23 protein-coding genes and 6 pseudogenes are annotated in these 23,443 nt (G+C 71.9%); 11 read left to right on the top strand and 18 right to left on the bottom strand.

What is annotated here, in order from left to right; all coding sequences use genetic code 11:
• Positions 1–31 precede the first annotated feature (31 nt).
• The 3 genes and pseudogenes from H0S67_RS08915 to H0S67_RS08910 all read right to left on the bottom strand — a co-directional run.
• The gene (locus H0S67_RS08915; protein ID WP_343050495.1) at positions 32–1,147 is read right to left on the bottom strand and encodes a UDP-glucose dehydrogenase family protein; all 1,116 of its coding nucleotides are present in this window, start codon (positions 1,145–1,147) and stop codon (positions 32–34) included.
• Between the two features lie 70 nt (positions 1,148–1,217).
• Positions 1,218–1,301, bottom strand: a pseudogene (locus H0S67_RS27275) (hypothetical protein); the annotation flags it as partial.
• Between the two features lie 188 nt (positions 1,302–1,489).
• A pseudogene (locus tag H0S67_RS08910) lies at positions 1,490–2,545 on the bottom strand (glycosyltransferase family 4 protein); the annotation flags it as partial.
• Between the two features lie 77 nt (positions 2,546–2,622).
• On the opposite strand from H0S67_RS08910, the gene H0S67_RS08905 reads away from it, so the two are divergent.
• Entirely contained in the window at positions 2,623–3,501 is an 879-nt protein-coding gene (locus tag H0S67_RS08905; protein WP_180936302.1) for an alpha/beta hydrolase, read from the top strand.
• Positions 3,502–3,510: 9 nt separating this feature from the next.
• Here H0S67_RS08905 and meaB read toward each other — a convergent pair whose 3' ends face one another.
• Both meaB and H0S67_RS08895 read right to left on the bottom strand, forming a co-directional pair.
• Positions 3,511–4,485, bottom strand: a complete 975-nt coding sequence (meaB, locus tag H0S67_RS08900) for a methylmalonyl Co-A mutase-associated GTPase MeaB (protein ID WP_180936301.1) — start codon at positions 4,483–4,485, stop codon at positions 3,511–3,513.
• 8 nt (positions 4,486–4,493) lie between these two features.
• Complete coding sequence (locus tag H0S67_RS08895) at positions 4,494–5,675, bottom strand: acetyl-CoA C-acetyltransferase (protein ID WP_180936300.1); 1,182 nt, start codon at positions 5,673–5,675, stop codon at positions 4,494–4,496.
• A 163-nt stretch (positions 5,676–5,838) separates the two neighbouring features.
• Here H0S67_RS08895 and mce point away from each other — a divergent pair, with 163 nt between their 5' ends.
• Together mce and H0S67_RS08885 are read left to right on the top strand one after the other, a co-directional pair.
• Positions 5,839–6,294 (top strand): methylmalonyl-CoA epimerase, encoded by a 456-nt coding sequence (gene mce / locus H0S67_RS08890; protein ID WP_180936299.1) that lies wholly within the window; start codon positions 5,839–5,841, stop codon positions 6,292–6,294.
• Positions 6,295–6,394: 100 nt separating this feature from the next.
• Complete coding sequence (locus H0S67_RS08885) at positions 6,395–6,688, top strand: hypothetical protein (RefSeq protein WP_180936298.1); 294 nt, start codon at positions 6,395–6,397, stop codon at positions 6,686–6,688.
• A gap of 25 nt (positions 6,689–6,713) precedes the next feature.
• On the opposite strand, the gene H0S67_RS08880 is transcribed toward H0S67_RS08885, so the two are convergent.
• A complete protein-coding gene (locus tag H0S67_RS08880) occupies positions 6,714–7,097 on the bottom strand; it encodes a hypothetical protein (RefSeq protein WP_180936297.1) in 384 nt (127 codons plus the stop codon).
• A 248-nt stretch (positions 7,098–7,345) separates the two neighbouring features.
• Between H0S67_RS08880 and ccrA the strand changes: the two genes are divergently transcribed.
• The 4 genes and pseudogenes from ccrA (at position 7,346) to H0S67_RS26555 (ending at position 11,304) form a co-directional block, all read left to right on the top strand.
• On the top strand, positions 7,346–8,683 hold the full coding sequence (ccrA, locus tag H0S67_RS08875; RefSeq protein ID WP_180936296.1) for a crotonyl-CoA carboxylase/reductase: 1,338 nt from the start codon (positions 7,346–7,348) through the stop codon (positions 8,681–8,683).
• A 128-nt stretch (positions 8,684–8,811) separates the two neighbouring features.
• Positions 8,812–10,149: a coiled-coil domain-containing protein gene (locus tag H0S67_RS08870; RefSeq protein WP_180936295.1), complete on the top strand. Its 1,338-nt coding sequence runs from the start codon at positions 8,812–8,814 to the stop codon at positions 10,147–10,149.
• Positions 10,146–10,892 (top strand): annotated as a pseudogene (locus H0S67_RS26560) (AI-2E family transporter); the annotation flags it as partial. The gene H0S67_RS08870 and the pseudogene H0S67_RS26560, both read left to right, overlap by 4 nt.
• A gap of 115 nt (positions 10,893–11,007) precedes the next feature.
• Entirely contained in the window at positions 11,008–11,304 is a 297-nt protein-coding gene (locus H0S67_RS26555; protein ID WP_281369033.1) for an AI-2E family transporter, read from the top strand.
• On the opposite strand, the gene H0S67_RS28005 is transcribed toward H0S67_RS26555, so the two are convergent.
• Together H0S67_RS28005 and H0S67_RS28000 are read right to left on the bottom strand one after the other, a co-directional pair.
• Positions 11,301–11,444 carry a hypothetical protein gene (locus H0S67_RS28005; RefSeq protein WP_425489902.1) on the bottom strand — a complete coding sequence of 48 codons (144 nt, stop codon included), beginning with the start codon at positions 11,442–11,444 and terminating at the stop codon, positions 11,301–11,303. The two genes, H0S67_RS26555 and H0S67_RS28005, sit on opposite strands and share 4 nt — an antisense overlap.
• A gap of 416 nt (positions 11,445–11,860) precedes the next feature.
• Positions 11,861–12,178, bottom strand: a pseudogene (locus H0S67_RS28000) (EamA family transporter); the annotation flags it as partial.
• Between the two features lie 132 nt (positions 12,179–12,310).
• Between H0S67_RS28000 and H0S67_RS08855 the strand changes: the two are divergent.
• The gene (locus H0S67_RS08855; RefSeq protein ID WP_180936294.1) at positions 12,311–12,847 is read left to right on the top strand and encodes a CGNR zinc finger domain-containing protein; all 537 of its coding nucleotides are present in this window, start codon (positions 12,311–12,313) and stop codon (positions 12,845–12,847) included.
• A gap of 141 nt (positions 12,848–12,988) precedes the next feature.
• Complete coding sequence (locus H0S67_RS08850; RefSeq protein WP_180936293.1) at positions 12,989–14,179, top strand: M23 family metallopeptidase; 1,191 nt, start codon at positions 12,989–12,991, stop codon at positions 14,177–14,179.
• Positions 14,180–15,052: 873 nt separating this feature from the next.
• On the opposite strand, the gene H0S67_RS24765 is transcribed toward H0S67_RS08850, so the two are convergent.
• From H0S67_RS24765 to H0S67_RS08830, 5 genes and pseudogenes are all read right to left on the bottom strand, one after another.
• On the bottom strand, positions 15,053–15,433 hold the full coding sequence (locus H0S67_RS24765; RefSeq protein WP_425489927.1) for an endo alpha-1,4 polygalactosaminidase: 381 nt from the start codon (positions 15,431–15,433) through the stop codon (positions 15,053–15,055).
• Positions 15,385–15,807 (bottom strand): annotated as a pseudogene (locus H0S67_RS27995) (endo alpha-1,4 polygalactosaminidase); the annotation flags it as partial. The pseudogene H0S67_RS27995 and the gene H0S67_RS24765, both read right to left, overlap by 49 nt.
• 48 nt (positions 15,808–15,855) lie before the next feature.
• Positions 15,856–16,218 carry a hypothetical protein gene (locus H0S67_RS24760; protein WP_246355233.1) on the bottom strand — a complete coding sequence of 121 codons (363 nt, stop codon included), beginning with the start codon at positions 16,216–16,218 and terminating at the stop codon, positions 15,856–15,858.
• Positions 16,215–16,631 carry a hypothetical protein gene (locus H0S67_RS24755; protein ID WP_246355232.1) on the bottom strand — a complete coding sequence of 139 codons (417 nt, stop codon included), beginning with the start codon at positions 16,629–16,631 and terminating at the stop codon, positions 16,215–16,217. Before H0S67_RS24755 ends, H0S67_RS24760 begins: the two co-directional genes overlap by 4 nt.
• Before the next feature lie 4 nt (positions 16,632–16,635).
• The gene (locus H0S67_RS08830) at positions 16,636–17,592 is read right to left on the bottom strand and encodes a helix-turn-helix transcriptional regulator (RefSeq protein WP_180936291.1); all 957 of its coding nucleotides are present in this window, start codon (positions 17,590–17,592) and stop codon (positions 16,636–16,638) included.
• 61 nt (positions 17,593–17,653) lie between these two features.
• Here H0S67_RS08830 and H0S67_RS08825 point away from each other — a divergent pair, with 61 nt between their 5' ends.
• Entirely contained in the window at positions 17,654–18,235 is a 582-nt protein-coding gene (locus tag H0S67_RS08825) for a DinB family protein (protein WP_180936290.1), read from the top strand.
• A 137-nt stretch (positions 18,236–18,372) separates the two neighbouring features.
• Positions 18,373–18,828 (top strand): annotated as a pseudogene (locus tag H0S67_RS08820) (mycothiol transferase); the annotation flags it as partial.
• Here the strand turns inward: H0S67_RS08820 and H0S67_RS08815 are convergent.
• From H0S67_RS08815 to H0S67_RS08805, 5 genes are all read right to left on the bottom strand, one after another.
• A complete protein-coding gene (locus tag H0S67_RS08815) occupies positions 18,825–19,967 on the bottom strand; it encodes an MFS transporter (protein ID WP_281369032.1) in 1,143 nt (380 codons plus the stop codon). The pseudogene H0S67_RS08820 and the gene H0S67_RS08815 overlap by 4 nt on opposite strands.
• A 167-nt stretch (positions 19,968–20,134) precedes the next feature.
• Entirely contained in the window at positions 20,135–20,269 is a 135-nt protein-coding gene (locus tag H0S67_RS26550; RefSeq protein WP_281369031.1) for a hypothetical protein, read from the bottom strand.
• A gap of 2 nt (positions 20,270–20,271) precedes the next feature.
• Positions 20,272–20,427, bottom strand: a complete 156-nt coding sequence (locus H0S67_RS24750; protein ID WP_246355231.1) for a hypothetical protein — start codon at positions 20,425–20,427, stop codon at positions 20,272–20,274.
• A 603-nt stretch (positions 20,428–21,030) separates the two neighbouring features.
• The gene (locus H0S67_RS08810) at positions 21,031–22,833 is read right to left on the bottom strand and encodes a 3-hydroxyacyl-CoA dehydrogenase family protein (protein ID WP_246355230.1); all 1,803 of its coding nucleotides are present in this window, start codon (positions 22,831–22,833) and stop codon (positions 21,031–21,033) included.
• 73 nt (positions 22,834–22,906) lie between these two features.
• Positions 22,907–23,437, bottom strand: a complete 531-nt coding sequence (locus H0S67_RS08805; protein WP_180936288.1) for a GNAT family N-acetyltransferase — start codon at positions 23,435–23,437, stop codon at positions 22,907–22,909.
• Between the last annotated feature and the right edge of the window lie 6 nt (positions 23,438–23,443).

Genomic DNA, 23,443 nt, shown 5'->3' with positions numbered 1-23,443 from the left:
AGGCCGGTCTCGTGATGTGATCTGCACCACCTCAGGGCCCGTCGGCGCACCCGAGGGCTCGCAGCGACCAGCCGGCCTCGCGCCAGGTGCGGGCGTCGAGCACGTTGCGCGCGTCCACCACGTGGCGTGACGCCACCACCCGGGCCAGCACCACGGGGTCGAGGGCGCGGAACTGGTCCCACTCCGTGAGCAGGGCGACCACCCGCGCGCCGCTCGCGGCCTCGAGCGCGCTGCCGGCGTAGTGGAGCTGGGGATGGGAGCGCCGGGCGTTGTCGAGGGCCCGGGGGTCGAAGACGACGACCTCGGCGCCGGCGTCGTGCAGCTGGGCCGCGACGTCGAGCGCCGGCGCGTCCCGGGTGTCGTCGGAGTGCGGCTTGAAGGCCGCACCGAGGACGCACACGCGCACGCCGCGCAGGTCGCCACCGACCTCCTCGCGCACCAGGTCGACGGTCCGGCTGCGGCGGCGCTGGTTGATCGCGTCGACCTCGCGCAGGAAGGCCACGCTGTGCCCGGTGCCGAGCTCCTCGGCCCGATGGATGAAGGCCCGGATGTCCTTGGGCAGGCAGCCACCGCCGAACCCGAGGCCCGGCTTGAGGAACCGGCCCCCGATGCGGTCGTCGTGGGCCAGCGCGGTGGCCAGGTCCCGGACGTCGGCGCCCGCCGACTCGCACACCTCGGCCATGGCGTTGATGAACGAGATCTTCGTGGCGAGGAAGGCGTTGGCCGCGACCTTGACCAGCTCGGCCGTGGCGAGGTCGGTCGCCAGCATCGGCACGCCGGCGTCCAGCAGCGGCCGGAACGCGTCCTCGAGCACGAGCCGTGCGCGCTCGGAGGACACTCCGAACACCAGACGTGAGGGCCGCAGCGTGTCCTCCACGGCATGGCCCTCGCGCAGGAACTCGGGGTTCCACGCGAGCTCCACGTCGCTCCCCGACGGCGCCGCCTCCTGCAGGATCGCGTCCAGCCGCTCGGCGGTCCCGACGGGCACGGTCGACTTGCCCACGACCAGGCAGGAGCGGAAGAGGTACGGCGCGAGGGAGCGGACGACGCTCTCCACCTGGCTCAGGTCCGCGCCCATCGAGCCCGGGAGCTGCGGGGTGCCGGTGCAGACGAAGTGGACGTCGCCGAAGGCCGCGACCTCCGCCAGGTCCGTGTGTGAAACGGAGACGTCCGGAGTCCAGGCCCTTGCGGAGCATCTCCGGCAGGCCGGGCTCGTGGAATGGGACGACGCCCGAGGCCAGGGCCTCGACCTTGGTGCGGTCCTGGTCGAGGGCCAGGACCTCGTAGCCCAGGACGGCCATGCAGATCGCGTGGGTGGCTCCGAGGTATCCAGTGCCGATGACGGTGAGGCGCGGCAGGCAGGCGGGCGGGACGACGGACATGGGCTCTCCTCCTCGAGGACGTCAGGCGACCGCGCGGTCGCCCCGGGGCGGGACAGGGGTCGGGCCAGCGGGCGGTAGTGCTTCTCCACGAGCTCGTCGACCAGGTGGCCCCAGCTGCGCCCCGCCACGTCGGCCAGGGCAGCCGCGGCGAGCTCGGCCCGCAGCGAGGGGGCGTCGGCCAGCCGACCCACGGCCGCCCGCAGCGACCGCGGGCCGTGCGGGTCGTAGAGCAGCCCGGTGCGTCCGTGCTCCACGAGGTCGAGGGGGCCACCCGCGGCCGCGGCGACGACCGGGACGCCGCTGGCCTGGGCCTCCTGCACCGTCTGGCAGAACGTCTCGGCCTCGCCGGGGTGGACGAACACGTCGAGGCTGGCGAAGGCGGTCGCGAGCTCCTCGCCGCCCAGCATCCCGGTGAAGCGGGCGCCGGGCAGGTGGCGCTCCAGCCAGCCGCGCTCGGGACCGTCGCCGACCAGGACCAGCCGGGTCCCGGGCAGGTCGGCGAGGTCGCGGAGGCGTCGTACCTGCTTCTCCGCGGCGAGCCGGCCGACGTAGCCCACGAGGAGCTCGCCGTCCGTGCTCCTGGGGCGCGACCAGGCCGCGCGCCGCTCCTCGCTGCGCCGCTCCGGACCGAACAGGTCCAGGGACACGCCGCGTCGCCAGAGGTGCAGGTCATCGACGCCCATGGCCTCGAGCTGGGCGTAGGACGAGCGGGACGGCACCAGCGTGCGGTCGGCGCGCCGGTGGAGGCGCCCCACCCACCTCGCCACCGGGACGTCGGCACGAAGCCGGTAGTGGCGGGCGAACCCGGCGATGTCGGTCTGGTAGACCGCGACGGTCGGGATGCCGAGCCGGCGCGCGGCACGCAGGCCCACGGCGCCGAGCACGATGGGCGACGCCAGGTGGACGACGTCGGGTGCGAAGGCCGCGAGCGCCCGCTCGACCGCGGCGTCGGGCAACCCGATCGGAAAGGACCGGTAGCGGGGCAGCCCGACCGACCGGACGCGCACCACCGGGACGCCGCGATGCTCGGACGGACCCGGACCCGGCGCGATGACCAGCGCCTCGTGCCCCGTCCGGTCGAGGTGCTCGACGACCTGGCGGACGGTGTTGGTGACTCCGTTGACCTGGGGCAGGAACGACTCGGTGACGATCGCTACGCGCATGCTGCCACCGTGGCGGGCCCTGCTGAACGGCCGGTGTCGTCCGTGGTGGGGTTGGCCGACAAGGACATCATCGGGGCATGAACCCCACCTCGGTCTCCTTCGGCGTCAGCGGCGGCACCCTGCACGGCCTGCGCTTCGGCACCGGTCCGCGCACGGTGCTCGCGGTCCACGGCATCACCGCGTCCGCGATGGCCTGGCCCGCCGTGGCCGCTGCGCTCGCCGAGGACTGGAGCCTGGTCGCCGTCGACCTGCGCGGCCGCGGGGCCTCCCGCGACCTGCCCGGCCCCTACGGACTGGGGGTCCACGCAGGCGACGTCGCCGAGGTCGCGTCGGTCCTGCGGACGGACGGCGACGGCCCGGTGCTCCTGGGGCACTCGATGGGCGCCTACGTCTCCGTCCTCGCGGCCGCCGAACGGCCCGACCTCTTCGACCGGGTCGTGCTGGTCGACGGGGGCGTCCCGCTCCCCCTGCCCGAGGGTGCCGACCCCGACGAGGTCCTGGCCGCCACCCTCGGCCCCGCGCTCGAGCGGCTGCGTACGACGTACCCCTCGGTCGAGGCGTACGTCGAGTTCTTCCGCGCGCACCCCGCGCTCGGGCCGTCCTGGGACGACACCATCGAGGCCTACGTGCGCTACGACGCCCTCGAGACGACGTCCGGGGTGCGCTCACGGGCGCTCGACGAGGCGGTCCGGGCCGACGGCCGGGACCTGCTGCTCGCCGGGCCGGCGCTGGACGAGGGCCTGCGCGGGACCCGGCTGCCCACCACCCTGCTGGTCGCGCCGGCCGGGATGTTCGGCCGGCCGCCCGGGCTGCTGCCCGCCGACGCGGTCGCGGCGTACGACGCGGCCGTGCCGGCGCTGACGGTGGAGACGGTCGCCGACACCAACCACTACACGATCCTGTTCCGGGCGGAGGCCGCCCGGCGGGTGGCCGAGATCGTGACCGCGGAGGCCTGAGCGGGAGGCTCAGGCGTCGGTGAAGGCGGCGAGCAGCTCGTCGGCGGCGGCGTACGGGTCGGACTTGCCCGCCGCGACCGCGCCGGCGAGGTCGTCCAGCTCGGAGCGGCCGTGCACGTCGCCCCAGCGCTCTCGCAGCGCGGTGACGGCGATCGCCTCGATCTCGTCACGGGCGCGGCGGGTGCGGCGCTTCTCCAGCTCGCCGGAGGACTGCAGCCACGCGTGGTGCTCGTCCATCTGCTCGACGACCTCGTCGAGCCCCTCTCCGCGCTGGGCGACGGTCTTCACGATCGGCGGCCTCCAGGCACCCGGGGGACGGTCCGCGAGCGCCAGCATCGAGCGCAGGTCTCGCCGGACCTGGTCGGCCCCGTCGCGGTCGGCCTTGTTCACGACATAGAGGTCGCCGATCTCGAGGATGCCGGCCTTGGCCGCCTGGATCCCGTCGCCCATGCCGGGCGCGAGCAGCACCATGGTGGTGTCGGCGAGGCCCGCGATCTCGACCTCGCTCTGCCCGACACCCACCGTCTCGATCAGGATGACGTCGCAGCCGGCGGCGTCGAGCACCCGCAGCGCCTGCGGGGTGGTCCACGACAGGCCGCCGAGGTGGCCGCGCGAGGCCATCGACCGGATGTAGACCTCGCGGTCCAGGGCGTGGTCCTGCATCCGCACCCGGTCGCCGAGCAGGGCGCCTCCCGAGAAGGGCGACGACGGGTCGACGGCGAGCACGCCGACACGCTTGCCGTTCTTGCGCAGCTCGGTCACCAGGGCGTTGGTGGACGTGGACTTGCCGACCCCCGGCGACCCGGTGATGCCGACGATCTGTGCGTGGCCGGTGTACGGCGTCAGCGCCGCCATCACCTCGCGCAGCAGTGGGGACCCGTCCTCGACGAGGGAGATCAGGCGTGCGACTGCACGCGGGTCCCCCTCGCGGGCCCGGGAGACGAGGTCGGGGACCGACGCCGTCGAGCGGCGCCGGCCCCCCACCGTCGTGCTCAGGCCGGGACCCGGATGATCAGCGCGTCGCCCTGGCCACCGCCGCCGCACAGCGCCGCGGCGCCGGTGCCGCCACCGCGGCGCTTGAGCTCCAGCGCGAGGTGCAGGACGATCCGGGCGCCCGACATGCCGACCGGGTGGCCCAGCGCGATGGCGCCGCCGTTGACGTTGACCTTGTCCTCGGAGACGCCCAGCTGGCGGGCCGACTCGATGCCGACGGCGGCGAAAGCCTCGTTGAGCTCGAAGAGGTCGATGTCGGACACCGCGATGCCCTCCTTGGCCACCGCCGCCTCGATGGCGCGGGCCGGCTGGAGCTGCAGGGTGGAGTCGGGTCCGGCCACCTGGCCGGAGGCGCCGATCTCGGCGAGCCAGGTCAGGCCGAGCTCCTCGGCCTTGGCCTTGCTCATCACCACGACGGCGCAGGCACCGTCGGAGATCTGCGACGCGGACCCGGCGGTGATGGTGCCGTCCTTGGAGACCGGGCGCAGGCCGGAGAGGGACTCCACGGTGGTGTCGCCGCGGACGCCCTCGTCCTGGCTGACGGTGATGTCGCCCTTGCGGGAGGGGATGGTGACCGGGACGACCTCGTCGTCGAACAGGCCGTTCTTCCACGCCGCGGCCGCACGCTGGTGCGACTGGGCGGAGAACGCGTCCTGCTCCTCGCGGCTGAGGTTCTTGCCGGCGGAGTTGCAGGTCTCCGTCAGGTTGATCATCGCCTGGTCGGTGAACTGGTCGTAGAGCGCGTCGTAGGCCATCGAGTCGACGAGCGCGGTGTCGCCGTACTTGAACCCCTCGCGGGACTTCGGCAGCAGGTGGGGGGCCTGGGTCATCGACTCCATGCCACCGGCAACCACGATCTCGTGCTCGCCCGCGCGGATCAGCTGGTCGGCCATCGCGATGGCGTTGATGCCGGAGAGGCAGACCTTGTTGATCGTGATCGAGGGGACGGTCATCGGGATGCCGCCCTTGACCGCGGCCTGACGGGCGGTGATCTGGCCGGCGCCGGCCTGGATGACCTGGCCCATGATCACGTAGTCGACCTGGTCGCCGGCGACGCCGGCCTTCTCGAGGGCCCCCTTGATGGCGACGCCCCCCAGGTCGGCAGCGGACTGGCCCTTGAGGCCGCCGAGCAGACGACCGATCGGGGTGCGGGCCCCGGCCACGATCACGGATCCAGACATTGTGGTGCCTCCATCGATGCTGTACGAGTGCCCGCCCGGCTGGTCGCGACGACGCCGGGGGCTGTTGACTGCGACGATACCCACAGGGCCGACCGCGGAGGCAGTGGGTGAGAGATGAGGAAAACCTCACACCCGCTCGCGGCCTCCTCGGCGGCGTACGACGATGTCGGCCATGAGCCCGCAGATCCCCCCGCACCTGTTCACGGCCATCGACCACGTCGGCATCGCGGTGTCCGACCTCGACGCCGCCATCGCGTTCTACCGCGACACCTACGGGATGCGGCTGGCCCACGAGGAGACCAACGAGGAGCAGGGCGTCCGGGAGGCCATGATGGCCGTCGGCGAGTCCGGGTCCTGCATCCAGCTGCTGGCGCCGCTGTCGCCGGAGTCGACGATCGCCAAGTTCCTCGACCGGTCCGGACCCGGGATCCAGCAGATGGCCTACCGCGTCACGGACCTGGACGCGGTCAGCACGATCCTGCGGGAGCGCGGCCTGCGCCTGCTCTACGACGAGCCGCGGCGAGGCACCTCGGACTCGCGCATCAACTTCATCCACCCCAAGGACGCGGGGGGCGTGCTGGTCGAGCTCGTCGAGCCGGCAGGTAAAGCCTCGCACTAAAGCCGGTGCGGCTCACCGGTGTGGGTACGGACATCACGTCATAGCCTCGCCGGGCGATGCCGCGGTCGCACCTGCTCCCGCGGTGGGAAAGGGGATGCGGATGCCGACGGACTCGGGACGCCCTGACTTCGACCCCACCGACGCGATCATGGACGTCACCATGGACGTCTCTCGCGCCCACCTGCTCCTCACGGGGACCCTCGAGTGGGTCCCCAGGCCGGTGCGCCGCCACACCGACGAGGCCCTGGTCATCCTCGATGACGCGATCACGGCACTGCGGGAGATCGCCGTGGTGCTGCATGCCCAGGCCCTCGACGCCCGGGACCGCGACGCCCAGGACCGCGACGCCCAGGCCCTCGACCCACAGACGACGTGCGACCCCCAGGACGCCTGAGGACCGCGCGTCGTCACGCGTCGGCTCACTCCCCGGTGGCGGCCTCCCCCTCGCTGCGCATGGCCGCGAGGGCCGTCCAGTGGTGGATGCTCGCGAGGTCGCCCATCACGTCGTGGATGTTCTCGTAGGCCGCCCGGAGCTCCGGGTCCTGCGAGTCGCGCAGTGGAGCCAGCAGGAGCATCGCGCGGCAGACGCGCCGCGACGCCTCGTGCAGGCTGGTGTCGACGCGGCGCGAGGCCAGGTCGACCAGCGGCGGACTCGGATGCCGACCCGCCGGCGTCGCGGACCGCCGCGGGCCGGGCTGGCTCGAGGCGAATGCCCGCTGTCGCCAGAACCCGGTGAGCGCGGCGGCGTAGTCACGTGCTGTGTGGATCAGGCGCTCCCGAGGGTGCGCGTCGATGATCGCCATACTTGATCCCCCCTGGACTGTCGATGGCGTACCCCGTGACCGTAGGGACTCCCCGGGTTGATCGCACAGGGACCAAAGACCCCTGCAGATGACTAGTCCGTGATGGGGACGACCCGCGCCAGATAGGTCACACGAGGCTGACACTCGTGGCTACTCCTGAGTAGATTTCGACGCCACGACCGGCAGCCCGGACGTCACCGACGTGACCCCCCGGGAGCCCGCGCCGACCCAATCGATCAGGAGCACTCGTGAAGCAGATCCTCGACGCCATCCTCGCCGGCGACACCTCGGCGGAGGACTTCGCCGCCCTCTCCCTGCCCGAGTCCTACCGTGCCGTGACGGTGCACAAGGACGAGGTCGACATGTTCGAGGGCGTCCCGACCCGTGAGAAGGACCCGCGCAAGTCGTTGCACGTGGAGGACGTCGCGCTGCCCGAGCTCGGGCCGGGCGAGGCGCTGGTCGCGGTGATGGCGAGCGCCATCAACTACAACACCGTGTGGACCTCGATCTTCGAGCCGGTCTCCACCTTCGGCTTCCTCGAGCGCTACGGCCGCCTCTCGCCCCTGGCCAAGCGGCACGACCTGCCCTACCACGTGGTCGGCTCCGACCTGGCCGGCGTGGTCCTCCAGACCGGCCCCGGCGTGCACTCGTGGAAGCCCGGAGCCGAGGTCGTCGCCCACTGCCTGTCGGTCGAGCTCGAGCACCCGGACGGGCACAACGACACGATGCTCGACCCCGAGCAGAGGATCTGGGGCTTCGAGACCAACTTCGGCGGCCTCGCGCACATCGCCCTGGTCAAGGCCAACCAGCTCATGCCGAAGCCCGAGCACCTCACCTGGGAGGAGGCCGCCTCCCCCGGCCTGGTCAACTGCACCGCCTACCGCCAGCTGGTCAGCAAGAACGGCGGCGACATGAAGCAGGGCGACAACGTCCTGATCTGGGGCGCCTCCGGCGGCCTCGGCGGGTTCGCCACCCAGTACGCCCTCAACGGCGGCGCCACCCCGGTGTGCGTGGTCTCCAACGAGGAGAAGGCCGCCATCGCCCGCTCCATGGGCGCGGAGCTGATCATCAACCGGTCCGAGGAGGACTACCGGTTCTGGAAGGACGAGCACACCCAGGACCCCAAGGAGTGGAAGCGCTTCGGCGCGAAGATCCGCGAGCTCACCGGCGGCGAGGACATCGACATCGTCTTCGAGCACCCGGGCCGGGAGACCTTCGGCGCGAGCGTCTACGTCACCCGCAAGGGCGGCACCATCACCACCTGCGCCTCGACCTCGGGCTACATGCACGAGTACGACAACCGCTACCTGTGGATGAACCTGAAGAGGATCATCTCCTCGCACTTCGCCAACTACCGCGAGTCCTGGGAGGCCAACCGGCTGATCGCCAAGGGCAAGATCCACCCGACCCTCTCGAGGACCTACTCCCTCGACGAGGTCGGCCAGGCGGCGCTCGACGTGCACAAGAACGCCCACCAGGGCAAGGTCGGCGTGCTCTGCCTGGCGCCCGAGGAGGGCCTCGGCGTCCGCAATGCGGAGCTCCGCGCCGCACATGTGGACGAGATCAACCGGTTCCGCGGCGTCTGAGAGCCTGATCACGCACGCAACACCCCGGTTCGCGGATTCGGTCCGCGAGCCGGGGTGGGTTGTTTCCCGCCCATCAGGGAGACTGTGGACCTACGACACGACGTACTGCACGCGAGAGGTAGCCACACATGAGCGACGAGGGTCTGTCCATCTTCGACAACGAGCCGGAGGCCACCGACGCGTCCGTCGACCATGAGGCGACCCAGGTGATGCCAGCGGTGGGAAAGTCCGCCCCGGCAGCGGACGGGGAGAAGGTCGAGAAGGACAAGGCCGCGGCTCCCAAGCCCACCGACACCCAGTCCATCGAGACCCAGCCCAACGAGCGCCAGTCGACCGAGCGCCCCTCCACCGAGCGCCCGTCGACCGGGCCCAAGGCGCCCAGCGGCACTGCCGCCCGGCCGACGCCGAGCCCTGTCCTGCCCCCGTCGGCCGCGCCGGCGGCCCGCGTCACCCCGGCAGCCGCGGCGGTCACCGGGTTCCCGGTCGTGCGACGCGGCGGCTACGACCGCGAGGCCGTGGACGCACGCGTGCGCCAGCTCGGTGACGAGCGGTCCGACCTCACCGCGCGGGTCACCCAGGCCGAGCGCCGCGTCGCCGAGCTCACGTCCCAGCTCGAGTCGACCCGCACCGAGCTCGCGGAGAACCAGAACCCCTCGTACGCCGGCCTCGGCGGCCGCGCCAGCGCGATGCTGCGCCTGGCCGAGGAGGAGGCGGCCGAGGTCCGGGCGACTGCCAAGCGCGATGCCGAGGAGATCCTGCACCAGGCCGGGCGTGATGCCAAGGCGATCCGGGCCGAGGCCGCCAACGAGGCCGAGGACATGCGGATGGTGCAGCTCAAGGAGCTCGACGAGAACCGCGCCCGCCTGATGGCCGACGCCGAGCAGGACCGGGCCATGGCCCGCAGCGAGGCCGAGGACATGCTGGCCTCGGCCAAGCGCGAGGCGGACCAGATCCGGTTGGCTGCCCAGCAGGAGACCAACGAGCAGCGGATCGCCGCCAAGCGCGAGGCGGAGCAGGCCCGCGCCGCTGCCGACCGCGAGGTGCAGGAGGCCCGCCGCACGCTGGCCGTGGAGAAGGAGCGGCTCGCCCGCGAGGCGACCGACCACCACAGCAACGCCACGGCGGAGACGCGGCGTCTGGTCGAGGAGGCCGAGCAGCGCGCGGTCGCCGCCGAGCAGCGCGCTCGCGAGGCCGCCAAGCAGGCCAACGACCTGCGCAACCAGACCCAGAAGGAGGCGGAGTCCCTCCTGACCCGGGCCCGCCGCGAGGCCGAGCAGATCGTCGCCTCGGCCCGCACCCAGGCCGACTCGATCACCTCGGCCGGCAACGCCGAGGCCGAGCGGGAGCTGGCCGCGACGCGTGCCGAGTTGGACCGGATGACCAAGCGCCGCGACGCGATCACCGCCCAGCTGGCATCGCTGCGTGACGTCGTGGCCGGCTTCGGCGAGGACAAGGACGACGAGTGAGCTCTGACTCGGCGGCGGCCACCGACGGGGACTCCGCCGCCGAGCCGGGCGACACGGCCGAGGCCGAGGCCGAAGACGGGTCGCAGGACGACTCGGAACGCGACCTCGGCGAGCCGGGAGCGCCGCTCTCCAGGCGCTCCCCGTTCGTCATCGGGTTCTTCGCCGGGCTCGGCCTCTTCCTGGCCTGGACGCTCGGCGGGGTGATCGTCTCGCTGAGCTCGGTGCTCATCGAGATCGTGGTCGCGCTGTTCCTGGCGGCCGGGCTCAACCCGCTGGTCGAGTGGTTCGAGCGCCGCGGCATGCGGCGCTCGTTCGCCGTCCTCACGGTGATCAGCGGGGTGATCCTGGCCCTGGCGCTGTTCCTGGTGGCGATCGTCCCGGTGATCACCGACCAGGTCACCGCGATCTCCCAGACTGCCCCCGACTGGCTGACGTCCTTCCAGCGCAACCACTGGGTCCGCAACCTGGACCGGCAGTACGACGTCATCGACAAGGTCAAGTCCTACGTCTCGGACGGCAAGTTCGTCAGCGGGCTCTTCGGCGGCGTGCTGGGCATCGGCCTGGCCGTGCTCTCGGTGGTGCTGAACTCCTTCGTGGTGACCGTGATGACGCTGTACTTCCTCGCGTCGCTGGACAGGACCAAGCACGCGCTCTACGGCCTGGCCCCAGCGTCCCGCCGGGACCGGGTGACCAAGCTCGGGGACGAGATCATCAAGCGGGTCGGTGGCTACGTCTCGGGCGCGTTCATCGTCGCGCTCTGCGCCGGGATCTCCTCGCTGGTCTTCCTGTTCGTGGTGGGCATGGGCCAGTACGCCGTGGGCGCTCGCGTTCGTGGTCGCGTTGCTCGACGTGATCCCGATGATCGGCGCGACGATCGGCGCCGTCATCGTCACCGCGATCGGGTTCGCGACCGACCCGAAGATCGGGCTCATCTGCATCGTCTTCTACGTCGTCTACCAGCAGCTCGAGAACTACGTGATCTACCCGCGCGTGATGTCGAAGTCCGTCGACGTCCCCGGCGCCGTCACCGTGATCGCGGCCCTGATCGGGGCCTCGCTGCTCGGTGTGGTGGGGGCGCTGCTGGCGATCCCCACGGCCGCCGCGATCCTGATGCTCACTCGCGAGGTCTTCCTGCGGCGACAGGACGCGCGCTAGCTCCTGTGGCCCGCCGCGGTCCCACGCTCACCGAGCTTGACCACGACGACCCCCGCCAGGATCAGCACTCCCCCGGCGACCTGGACGGTCCTCGGCAGCTCGCCGAGCAGGATCCAGGCGAAGACCAGGGCGAAGAGCACCTCGAGCAGGGCGACGAACGACGCGAGCCGCGACCCCAGCCGTCGCCGGCCGCGATGCCGGTGACGTAGGACAGGGCCGCGGTCACGATGCCCAGACCCAGGAGGGGCAGCCACCAGGCGACGGTGGTGCCGTCGTAGGACACCGACGCGGTGGAGGCATGCATCGGCACGATCCCCACCGCGCCCGCCACGAGCAGCGCGACGGCGCCCAGGCTGAGCCCGGCGGCGGCGAGCACCAGGGGCGGGAGCCCGTTGTCCTCGTTGGCCGAGAGCACGAAGTACGTCGCCGCGCCGGCCATCGCGCCCAGCGCCCAGAGCACCCCGGGGACGCTGAGGGCGGCACCGGAGAGCAGGTCGAGCACCAGCACCAGCCCGGCGGCCGCCACGACCGCACCCACCAGCGTCAGCACCGTCGGCCGGTGCCCGTGGCGCAGCCACATCCACCCGATCACGGCGACGGGAGCGGTGTACTCGATCAGCAAGGCCACGCTCACCTGCATGTGCACGACGGCGTTGAAGTAGGCGAGCTGGCAGCCGGCGACGGCGACCAGGCCGTACACCGCGACCAGGCCGGCGTTGCGGCGCAGCAGCCCCCAGCGGCCGCGCAGCGACACGACGGCCGGCACGGCGAGCACCGCCGCAGCGAGCAGCACCCGCACGGCCACCGCGGCTCCGGCCGTCCAGCCGCTGTCGAGCAGCCCCTTGGCCAGCGAGCCGGACAGCCCGAAGGACATCGCGGACAGCACCGCGAACCCGAGGCCCGGCAGCAGCCGCGACGTCCCCGGGGTCGTCGTCCCCACTCGCATGTCATCGGCAACTGTGCTCATGACTCATGACGCTAGCTCCGGATGCGGTAACCTGTCAACATGCTTTTTGCTCATGACACGGAAGCTTCGCTGCTCGCGGCGGTGGCGCTGGTCAACTCCGCCGAGGAGCCGGACACCCTGACGACGGTCGGCGAGCTCGACGCCTTCTACCGGGAGCACGTCTACACGGGGTCCCGGACCCACGACTGGGTCGAGCTGGACCAGGTCCGGGCGTTGCGGGCTCCCCTGCGCGACCTGCTGACCAGCAGCCGCGACGACGCGGTCGCGATCGTCAACCGGATGCTCGCCGACGCGCAGGCGGTCCCGCAGCTCGTACGCCACGACGACGAGGACTGGCACCTCCACGCGACCGACCGGTCCGCACCCTTCGCCCAACGGATCGCCGTCGAGACCGCGATGGCGATGGTGGACGTCATCCGCGCCGACGAGATGTCGCGCCTGGGCGTCTGCGCCGACGACGGCTGCGGCGGTGTCGTGCTCGACCTCTCCCGCAACCGCTCGAAGCGCTTCTGCAGCCCCGCGTGCAGCAACCGCAACGCAGTGGCGGCCTACCGTGCGCGCCAGGCGAACGCCTGATCCCTACCCCAATTCTGGTGAGGGCTACCCAGTTCTGAGATGCCCGGCCGGCTGCGGCCGTTGGCTGTCCACATGCACGCCCACCGGGCGACTCGGGCAACCGCCATCCCCGTACTCGCCGCTCTGCTTACCACGCTCCTCGTGGTCGGACCGGCACCCCGCCCGGCGGCGGCCGCGCCCGTGGACCTGACCCCTCGCACCCGGCCGCACGGGCCGCCGGGTGCCGGGCAGGACGTCCCCCACGGCCGGGCCACCCAGGAGCGCGCCCAGCGTGACATCGCCCTGGCCGCGACCTGGCACCTCGAGCCCAGCCTCCTGACGCCGCAGCCGGCGGACAGCGACGCCACCGCGGAGGCGCGCAGCCGGCTCGCCGCGATCAACGCCCGGGTCGGCGACGTCGTCGCCGCCTACGACGACGCACGCACCGCGGCCGAAGCGGCAGGGGTCGACGCACGCAACGCCCGGGTCGCCCTGGCCCAGGCGCAGGCCGAACTGCGGGCCGCCGCCGCGGCGTACCGCGCCGACCGCTCCCTGCTCGTCTCGGTCATCGACCAGTCCTACTCGACGACCCAGATGGGCGCGCTGAGCCTCGTACTCTCCGCCGACGGGGACGACGACCTCCTCCAGGGCGTCACCGTCCTCGAGGAGATGGGGCGCGTCCAGGCCTCGGCAGTGCAGGCCTCCGAGCTCTCCCGGGAGCGGCTGCAGCGGGCGACCGAGGCCGTGGCCGCGGCCGACCGCCGCGCCCGCGAGACGCTGGCGGCGTCCAGGGAGGCGCTGGCGCGCGCCACCGCGGCCCGCGACCAGGTCCTGACGGACGTGCGCACCGCCCGGCGGCTGCTCGAGACGTCGGTGCTCTCCGACCGCGCGGTGCGCGACGAGGCCGCCAACGGATACGTCGGCGCGCTGCGGTTCCCGCTGCCTGCGGGCACCGCGTTCGTCGACCAGCACAACTGGGGCCACCGCAGCCACCACTGGGCCTCGGTGCACACCGGCGACGACTTCTCCACCGCGTGCGGGACGCCGGTCCTGGCGGTCAACGACGGGACGGTCGTGATCCGGACCGACCAGGCCTGGTCGGGCCCGTGGCTGCTCATGGTGTCGACGGGCGACGGCGGGCTGACCACGTGGTACGCCCACATGCAGTCGCTCGGTGTCACCAACGGCCAGCAGGTCCACGCCGGTCAGCAGATCGGCGTGGTCGGCCAGCAGGGCAACGCCACCGGCTGCCACCTGCACCTCGAGGTGCACCCCGAGGGCGGCACCATCTACGCCGACGACATCGACCCGTCGGCCTGGCTGCACACCGTGGGGGTCTACCCGGGCGCCTGACCGTCCTCGCCCGCGTCGCCGGCGTCCCCGTGCGCGGGCCTCTGGGCCGGCCCCGGGACTTCACGTCCTTGTACGCCGCGAGGTTGTGCGCGTTGTAGGCGCTGGTGTCGGCGGTCTCCATCGGCCCGTCCCACTCGGTGGGCAGCGGCACGGCCACTCCCGGGGCCACCCGGCGCACGATCTCGTCGAGCACGCGCTCGGCGTCGCCGACCCACAGGTGCTTGCTGCCCTCGAACGGCACCACCTCGGCCTGCGGGACGGCGCGGAAGCGCTCCCTGGCCTCCTCGGGACGCAGGTAGTCGTCGAGCTCCGGGACGAACGCGCTCACCGGCTTGCCCGAGTCCGCCCACTGCTCGAGGTGCGTCGCATCGCTGAACCGCAGCGGCGGGCTCAGCAGGATCGCGCCCTGGACGAGGGGGTCGTGGCCGTGCATGAGGGCGAGGTCGGTGCCGAAGGACCAGCCGACCAGCCACACGTTCGGGAGGTCGTGGAACTCGGCGTACTCGATGGCGGCCGCGACGTCGTACTGCTCCCCCACGGCGTTGTCGAAGGACCCCTCGCTGGTGCCCTGCTCGCTCCAGGTCCCGCGGGTGTTGAAGCGCAGCACCGCGACCCCCGCCAGCGCGGGCAGCCGAAAGGCGGCCTTGCGGTAGACGTGGCTGTCCATCATCCCGCCGTGCGTGGGCAGCGGGTGCAGGCAGATCAGCGTCGCGACCGGGTCGCGGTCGGCCGGCACCGCGAGCTCGGCGACGAGGTCCAGGCCGTCCGCGGTGGTGAGCGTGACCGGTTCGCGGCGGGCAGGCAGGACGGAGTTCGCGCGGATCTTCTGGCTGGTCACGGTGAGCAGGCTACCCAGCGCCCCACGTGCCCCGGTCAGCACCAGCGGCGCACGCCCGTCGGCGACAGGTCGAGGTCGCGGAGCTCCACCGGGAGCCTGGCCCCGACGTGGCGGCAGGTCCAGCGGAAGTCCCTGCGGCGGTACTCGACCGCCAGCACCCGCCGCCCGTAGTGGCGGACGTACGACGCGCACTCGCGGTAGCGGCCGCACTCCTCGGCCACGGCGAAGTCGTAGCTGACCTTCGTCCCGTCGAAGCCGGCGAGGTTCTTCTGGCCGACGGCCAGACCGGCGTCGTGGGCCCGGCGCACGAGCAGGCGGGCGTAGGCCACCGCCTCCTGCCGGTCAGCAACCGGTGGCTGCGCGTGAACGAGTCCAGGTTGTCGAGCTCGACCGCGTCGAAGCCGTCGTCGGCACAGCCCTGCGTCCAGCGGCCGACGATGCGGGCGAGGTGCTCTCGCTTGGCGCTGGTGCGCAGGTCGAGCAGCCACTCGCCCCACGCCTCGTCCACGACGGGCTTCCCGTCCTGCTTGAGGACCAGGCCCCAGTGACGGTGCCAGAACCGCCGCTCGTCGGCCTGGGTCTGGAAGCCGTTGACGTAGCACACGTCGTAGCGGTCCCCGGTCGGCGCGGCGTTGCGGTCGCGCACCACGATGCCGACGTGCCGCGGCACCGCACGGTTGCCGCCGAGCTGGTAGTCGACGTCGGTGCCGACCGGCAGTGGCTCGACCTGGGGCTGGACCCGGGGCCGGCCCTGCGGCTGGGCGTACGCCGGAGCCCCGGCGAGCAGCACGAGCAGGGTGAGGAGCGGAGCGAGGACCCGGGAGGACACCCGCGCATCCTAGAAGTCGAACATGTCCCCGATGTCGCCGAACATGTCACCCACGCCGTCACCGATCGCGTCGATGCCGTCACCGACCCCGTCCCCGAGGGCGCCGAGACCGTCACCGAGCGCGTCGAAGCCGCCCAGCCCGCCGAACATCATGCCCATGAACATCATGTCCATGACACCGGTGCGGCCGAAGTAGCCCGCGGCGTACGGCTGGTAGGCGCGACCGCCCTCCCAGTAGGGCACGCGCTGCGAGCCGACCATCACCTTGCGGATGTCGGGGTCGGCACCGGCGCGGACCCGCTCGGCGTCGAGCGCGCAGGCCGGGACGTCGCGCACCGTGCCGCCGGGCGGGGCGTACGGCACGTCGGTCACGGACAGGCCGTGACGGGGTCGAAGAAGCACGGCGGACGGCGGGTCGGCAACGGCTGCCCGTCGACGCGGGCCCGCACGCAGGCCATGGCGTAGCGCCCGTCCTCGAGGATCTCCGTCACGTGGCGGATGTCGTCGGGCTGGGCGATCCGGTCGCCCGCGGTCTTGGCCGACTCGTAGGCATCCAGGGCGCGCTGGTAGTCGGCGTTGGCGCCGGGGTCCAGCTCGCGGCCGGCGAGGTCGAGGTCGAGGGACTGCAGCTCCTCGCCGAGCGCGGTGATGTCCTCGAAGGCGAACTTCTTGACCGGCTCGAGCTCGGCCTGCCGCTGCGCGAGGGCGCGCTCCTTGCTCCGGCGGCCGGAGACGACGACGGCGGCCACCACGGCGACCAGGAGCAGCAGAACGACCCATCCCATGGGGTCAGGATACGGAGGCGCGGGTGAACCGGGCGCCGAGCTCCGCGACGGCGTCCCGCAGCTCGGGCGGTTCGAGCACCTCGAAGTCCCAACCGAGCATCCCGACGTGCAGCGTCAGCGAGTAGACGCTCTGCGAGCCCGCCACCAGCACGCACGTCGACGCCGACTCGCGCTCGACGGTCGCGCTCGCCGGCGTGGTGCGCGAGACGACGTCGTCGTACGGCGCATGCACCCGGATCCGCGCCTGCACGGGATAGCTCGCCGTCGTGACCGCCCGCTGGACGAACGTCGCCGGGTCGGGGTGCTCACGCCGGGAGAACCGCCACGTGGTGGGCCGCACGTCGTGCATCCGATCGAGCCGGAAGGTCCGCCAGTCCTCGCGGTCGAGGTCCCAGGCCATGAGGTACCACCGGCGACCGGTCGCCACCAGCTGGTAGGGCTCGACCCGTCGCGCGGTCACCTCGCCGCGCAGCGAGGTGTAGCCGAGCTCGACCCGCACCGTGTCGCGCGTCGCCCGGGCGAGCGCCAGAAGCGCGTCGGCGTCGACCTCGATCCGCCCGCCCTCGAGCGTCACGATCGCACCGTGCAGGGCGCGGACCTCCGCGCGCAACCGCGCGGGCAGCACCTGGTCGAGCTTCGCGAGGGTGCGCACCGCCGCCTCGCTCGCCCCGGCCACCGTGCCCCCGGCCGCGAGCCGGAGTGACACCGCCGTCGCGATCGCCTCCTCGTCGTCGAGCAGCAACGGTGGCAGCGCCTTGCCGGCACCGAGCCGGTAGCCGCCCGCCGCACCCTGGGTCGCGTTGACCGGGTAGCCGAGGTTGCGCAGTCGCTCCACGTCGCGCCGGACGCTGCGCGTCGTCACCCCCAGGCGCTCGGCCAGCTCGGTGCCGCTCCACACCGGACGTTGCTGCAGGAGGGCGAGCAGGCGGAGCACCCTCTCGGTCGTGCCGCTCTCGGACATGTGCCCATCGTGTCAGACGTAGCGGACCGATACTGTCCTAGTTCGGCGCCAGACTGTCGGCATGACGACGACAACCGTGACCGACTGGAACTCCCTCCTCCTCGACCAGCTCGAATGGCACTGGACCCACACGCTGCGGCCCCGGCTCGAGGGGCTCAGCGACGAGGAGTACCTCTGGGAGCCGACGCCCGGCGCCTGGAACATCGCGCCCCGAGGTTCCTCGACGGCGCAGATCCAGGGCGGACAGGGAGACTTCACCATCGACTTCGCGTTCCCCCAGCCCCAGCCCGCGCCGATGACGACGATCGCCTGGCGGATGGCGCACGTGACCGTCGGCTGCCTCGCCATGCGCTCCGCCTCCCACTTCGGACGGGAGGCGACCGACTACGAGAGCTGGACCTACGCCGGCACCGCGCGCGAGGCGCTGGCCCAGCTCGACGAGGAGCACGCCCGCTGGTGCGCGGGGGTTCGGTCGCTCGGCGAGGAAGGGCTGCTCGAGCCCTGCGGCCCCGCCGAGGGACCGTTTGCCGACGTCTCCCTGGCCACGCTGGTCCTGCACATCAACCGCGAGGTCATCCACCACGGCGCCGAGATGTGCCTGCTCCGCGACCTCTACCTGCACACCCACCGGAAGGACTCCTGACATGCCCGCCCAGGCCCCGCCCGTGACCGACGAGCGCTCGGCGCTCACCGCCTACCTCGTCCAGCAGCAGGACGCGTTCCGCTGCGCCGCCTTCGGACTCACCGACGGCCAGGCCTCCCGCCGCCTCGTCGCCGAGCACGCTCACCATCGGCTCGCTGGTCAAGCACGTCACCCAGACCCAGGGGCACTGGCTCGCCGTGGCCCTGGCCGCCCCCGACCGGCCGCAGGACGACCGGACCATGGAGCAGAAGTACGCCGCCCACCAGGACGGCTGGACCTGGCACCCGCACGACACGCTCGCAGCCGCGATGGCGGCGTACGACGACGTCTGCGCGCAGGTGCTCCGTGCCGTGGCGGATCTCGACCTGGACACCACGGTCCCGGTCCCGCCGGCGCCGTGGAACCCGACGGACATCGAGGGTTGGTCGGTGCGCTGGGTGTGGTTCCACCTGATCGAGGAGCTGGCCCGGCACGCCGGTCACGCCGACATCGTCCGTGAAGCCGTCGACGGGGCGACGATGTACGAGCTGGTCGCGGGCCGCGAGGGCTGGCCGGAGACCGACTGGCTCAAGCCCTGGCGACCCGCGCCCTAGACCTGGACCGAGCTCGTCGCCACGGTGCCGTCCGCGCTGCGGTGGACGACGCCGTCTGTGACCGCGAAGGCCAGGGCCTTCTCGAACCGTCCCGGCTCCCAGTACTCGACGCCGAGCAGCCGTGCTAGGTCGGCGGGGTGCTGGGGGCCGTTGACGCTCAGCGCCCGGACGATCTGGGCCATCTCGTGGGCGACGTGGCGGTCCCGGTGACCCTCGACCGAGGGCTTGGGGGGTGGCATGGGCATGACGAGCTCCTCCTCAGGCGGGTTGCGGGCGGTGCGGCCGCCACTGCCGGAATCGGTCGACGCGTCCTCGGCCGTCAACGGCTGGGCGATGCTCTCGAGCGACTGGCCCTCGGCCTTGACGCCGAGGAACGCCTCGACGAGACCGCCCCCGATCATGAGCGCGGCACCGATGTAGTAGCCGACCGCGATCTGGGTGATGTCCATGCTGGCTGCGGCCTGGTCGATGAGGTAGCCGAAGAAGAGCGGGCCCGAGATGCCGCCGGCCGCGGTGCCGATGGCGTAGAAGAACGCGATGCACAGAGCCCGGGTCTCCATCGGGAAGACCTCGCTCGCGGTGAGGTAGGCCGCGCTGGCGCCGGCCGAGGCCATGAAGAAGATGATCGCGCCCATCAGGGTGAGCGTCTGGGCGTTGAAGCTGCCGAGGAAGAACCCCGTGACGCCCAGCAGCGCACCCGAGAGCACGTAGGTGGCGGTGATCATCTTGACCCGGCCGACGCTGTCGAATAGCCGGCTCAGCAGCAGCGCGCCCAGGAAGTTGCTGACCGCGAAGACCGCGATGTACCAGCCGGTCTGCTTGACGCCCATGAACGTCGTCAACGTGTCGCCGTAGGTGAAGAAGAACGCGTTGTAGAGGAACGCCTGGCCCACGAAGAGCGAGAAGCACAGCACGGTCCGCTTGGGATACATCGTGAACACGGTCTTGGCGATCAGGCCGATCCCGATCGCCTTGCGCTGGCGGATGGTGATCGTGTCCGAGACGTCGTGCAGGGTCTTGCCGGACTCGCGGGACACCGTCCCCTCGATGTCGCGGACGATCTCCTCGGCCTCGTCCTCGCGGCCGTGGATGAACAGCCAGCGCGGGCTCTCCGGCACGTTGCGGCGCACGAGCAGGATGCCGATCGCGAGGATCGCACCCAGGCCGAAGGCGAGCCGCCAGCCCCAGGCCTGGTTTGACCGTGGGGTCGAGCAGTGGGATGGTCAGCAGCGCGCCACCGGCGGCACCGACCCAGAAGGAGCCGTTTGATGGCCACGTCGACGCGGCGGCCGGTACTTCGCCGGGATCAGCTCGTCGATCGCGGAGTTGATGCGGCGTACTCACCGCCGATGCCGGCACCGGTGAGGAAGCGGGCGCCGAAGTACCACATGACGTTCATCGAGAACGCCGTGAGGACCGTCGCGACGGTGTAGACCGCCAGGGTCAGCAGGAAGAGCTTCTTGCGGCCGAGCCGGTCGGTGAGCTGGCCGAAAACAGCGCACCGAGGCAGGCGCCGGCGACGTAGACCGCCCCGGCCATGCCGACCTGGAAGCTGCTCATGCCCAGGCCGGTCGTCGGGTTGGCCAGCGCGTCGGACATCGATCGACGATGGTCACCTCGAGCCCGTCCAGGATCCAGACGGTCCCGAGCCCGATCACGACCATCCAGTGCCATCTGGCCCAGGGCAACCGGTCCAACCTCGCCGGATGTCCGTGGTGATGCGTCCTGTCTCGACAGCCATGAGTCTTCCTCCCAGATTCAGGCTCTGCGCTTGCGCCGGCGCATGCGCTCTGCGAGGAGACGTTACCCACACTCGGGCCGAACAATCCTCCCGGTGTCGAGACGAGTTCAGCCCAGCCCCGGGCACCAGCCACTGCGCGTGATGCTCGGCGAGGTTCCGGCGGGCGGGAGGAGGCGTCCGTGCAGCTGCCAGTCCTCGCCGTCCCACGACCGTGGAGCAGGTCCTCCAGCCACGGGCTGTTGCGCAGCAGCACGCGCTCGTGGAGCTCTACCTGGGTGGCGTGGGCCTCTCGGACGCGGGCCAGCAGGCGTGACCAGCGGTCGTGCGGCCGCGATGGCGTGGCTGCAGGATCGACATGCGTCCATGCTCGAACGCCTGCGCGACGTCGACCAGTGGCAGGAATGTCGGGTTGCATCGATTTCCTGCCAACGCCCGCTGGGTGAGCGGGTGGCCGGAACCGATCAGCGGCGGCTGTAGTCCCGGAAGCCCCGCCCGGTCTTGCGACCGAGGTAGCCGGCGGTCACCAGGTGCTCGAGCAGCGGCGCGGGCGCGAAGCCCGGCTCGCGGAACTCGAGGTAGAGCTCGCGCTGGATCGCCAGCGAGACGTCGTTGCCCACCACGTCGAGCAGCTCGAAGGGGCCCATCGGCAGCGCACAGCCCTGCTTCATCGCGACGTCGATGTCGTCGGCCGTGGCGTAGTGCGCCTCCAGCATCTTCACCGCGTCGTTGAGGTAGGGGAACAGCAGCGCGTTCACGATGAAGCCGGCGCGGTCACCGCAGGAGACGGCCACCTTGCCGATCCGCTCGCACAGGGCGCGCGTGGTCTCGGTGACCTCGTCGGAGGTGGTGACGGTCGAGACGACCTCCACCAGCTTCATGATCGCGGCGGGGTTGAAGAAGTGCATGCCGATGACGTCCTGGGGGCGCTTGGTCACCCGGGCCATCTCGATGATCGGCAGGCTCGAGGTCGTGGTCGCCAGGATCGCGCCCTGCTTGCAGATCTCGTCGAGGTTCTCGAACAGCGTGGTCTTGACGTTGAGGTCCTCGGCGATCGCCTCCACGACGAGGTCCACGGTCGCGAGGTCGTCCAGGGAGGTCGTCCCGCGGACGCGACCGAGCACCTCGGCCTTGACCTCCTCCGTCGCCTTGCCGCGCTGGATCTGCTTGTCGAAGTTCCGCGTGATGGTGGCGACCACGCCGTCCACCTTGTCCTGCGAGCGACCGACGAACAGCACGTCGTACCCCGCCTTGGCGAAGACCTCGACGATGCCGCTGGCCATCGTGCCGGTGCCGACCACGCCGACGAGCCCGATGTCGTGGCGCAGCTGCGGCTTGTCGGACTCGCTCGGGGTCTGCGCGTCGGCGACCACGATCGGGCTGTCGGGCGCCTCGTAGGTGTAGAAGCCGCGGCCGGACTTGCGGCCGAGCAGGCCAGCCGTGACGTACTGCTTGAGCAGCGGCGCCGGCGCGTGCAGCCGGTCGCGACCCTGCTTGTACATCGTGTCCAGGATCTCGTACGCCGTGTCGAGGCCGATCAGGTCGAGCAGCGCCAGCGGCCCCATCGGGTAGCCGCAGCCGAAGCGCATCGCGGCGTCGATGTCCTCCCGCGAGGCGTAGCGGCCCTCGTACATCGCGACGGCGTGGTTGAGGTAGCCGAACAGCAGCGTGTTGGCGATGAAGCCGGCCTTGTCGCCGCACACCACGGGGTTCTTCCCGAGCCGCTCCACGAGCGCGGTCACGTCGTCGAGGACCGACGGCTCGGTGACCACCGTGCGCACGATCTCGACGAGGTTCTGCACGGGCGCCGGGTTGAAGAAGTGCACGCCCACGACCCGACCCGGGTGCGCGTTGGCCGTCGAGATCTCCGTGACCGACAGCGAGGAGGTGTTCGTCGCGAGGATGGCCGACGGCGCGACGATCGCCTCCAGCTCGCGGAAGATCCCCTTCTTGACCTCGAGCGACTCCACCACGGCCTCGACCACGAAGTCGGCGTCCGCGAGGTCCTTCATCTCGGTCGTGAGCGTGATCCGGCCCAGGATCTCGGCCTGCTCGGCCTCGGTGATCTTGCCGCGCTTGACCGCGCGCGCCGTGGAGTGCTCGAGGTGCTGGCGGCCGCGGGCCACCGCGTCCTCGCTGATCTCGACGCCCTTGACGGACAGGCCGTTGCGGGCGAAGACCTCGGCGATGCCGGCACCCATGGTGCCCAGGCCGACGACGCCGATGGTGCGGAACTCACGGGGGGACTCGACAGAGCTGCTGGTCATGCTGCGCATCGTGTCATGCGCCACTTCGGGGGCGCATCGTGAGTAAGTTCACCCGTCGGTAACTTGTGTGGCCTCAGTGTCGGGAGAGCCGCCGGGACATCACGACGCGCGCACCGTTGGCCTCCAGCCCGAGCGCGTTCTCGTGGTCCCGCAGCCGTTGCTGGTACGCCGAGAGCCGCTCGACCTCGGCGAACCCGAGGCGGGCGTAGAACGGGCCGTTCCACGGGACGTCCCGGTAGGTGCACAGCGACATCGCGTCGTACCCCGACCAGCGGGCCTCCTCCATCGCGGCACGGACCAGGGCACCGCCGATCCCGCGACGACCGTGCTCGGGCAGCACGGACAGCTGCTCGAGGTGGGCCTGGCCGTCGAGGTGGAGGACGTGCACGAACCCGACGATCCGGCCGCCGGCGACGGCGACGAGCAGGAACCCGGGCTCGAGGTCCCGGTCGAGGCCGGACCGGGCGGGGCCGAGCAGCACCGGGGCCGTGGCCTCCCCGAAGTACTCGGTGAACAGCGCCCCACCGGAGTCCTCGACCGCCGCGAGGTGGCGCAGGTCGGAGGGTCGGGCCGCGCGGATGGCGACGCCGGGCAGGACGGACATGGCGAC

It is taken from the genome of Nocardioides ungokensis, from assembly GCF_013466985.1.
Taxonomy (GTDB): domain Bacteria; phylum Actinomycetota; class Actinomycetes; order Propionibacteriales; family Nocardioidaceae; genus Nocardioides; species Nocardioides ungokensis.
Note: the sequence above shows the minus strand (reverse complement) of the source record. Positions and strands in the feature narration are given on the sequence as shown.

Bases quoted from the DNA above. Each gene is read 5' to 3' on its own strand.
- H0S67_RS08885 (WP_180936298.1), top strand. From the start codon at position 6,395: ATGCCGACGGACTCGGGACGCCCTGACTTCGACCCCACCGACGCGATC.
- H0S67_RS24755 (WP_246355232.1), bottom strand. From the start codon at position 16,631: ATGGGATGGGTCGTTCTGCTGCTCCTGGTCGCCGTGGTGGCCGCCGTC.
- H0S67_RS08805 (WP_180936288.1), bottom strand. From the start codon at position 23,437: ATGTCCGTCCTGCCCGGCGTCGCCATCCGCGCGGCCCGACCCTCCGAC.
- mce (WP_180936299.1), top strand. From the start codon at position 5,839: ATGTCGGCCATGAGCCCGCAGATCCCCCCGCACCTGTTCACGGCCATC.
- H0S67_RS08880 (WP_180936297.1), bottom strand. From the start codon at position 7,097: ATGGCGATCATCGACGCGCACCCTCGGGAGCGCCTGATCCACACAGCA.
- H0S67_RS08810 (WP_246355230.1), bottom strand. From the start codon at position 22,833: ATGACCAGCAGCTCTGTCGAGTCCCCCCGTGAGTTCCGCACCATCGGC.
- H0S67_RS08895 (WP_180936300.1), bottom strand. From the start codon at position 5,675: ATGTCTGGATCCGTGATCGTGGCCGGGGCCCGCACCCCGATCGGTCGT.
- H0S67_RS08825 (WP_180936290.1), top strand. From the start codon at position 17,654: ATGACGACGACAACCGTGACCGACTGGAACTCCCTCCTCCTCGACCAG.
- H0S67_RS24750 (WP_246355231.1), bottom strand. From the start codon at position 20,427: ATGTCCGACGCGCTGGCCAACCCGACGACCGGCCTGGGCATGAGCAGC.
- H0S67_RS08830 (WP_180936291.1), bottom strand. From the start codon at position 17,592: ATGTCCGAGAGCGGCACGACCGAGAGGGTGCTCCGCCTGCTCGCCCTC.
- H0S67_RS08855 (WP_180936294.1), top strand. From the start codon at position 12,311: ATGCTTTTTGCTCATGACACGGAAGCTTCGCTGCTCGCGGCGGTGGCG.
- H0S67_RS26555 (WP_281369033.1), top strand. From the start codon at position 11,008: ATGATCGGCGCGACGATCGGCGCCGTCATCGTCACCGCGATCGGGTTC.
- H0S67_RS08870 (WP_180936295.1), top strand. From the start codon at position 8,812: ATGAGCGACGAGGGTCTGTCCATCTTCGACAACGAGCCGGAGGCCACC.
- H0S67_RS08905 (WP_180936302.1), top strand. From the start codon at position 2,623: ATGAACCCCACCTCGGTCTCCTTCGGCGTCAGCGGCGGCACCCTGCAC.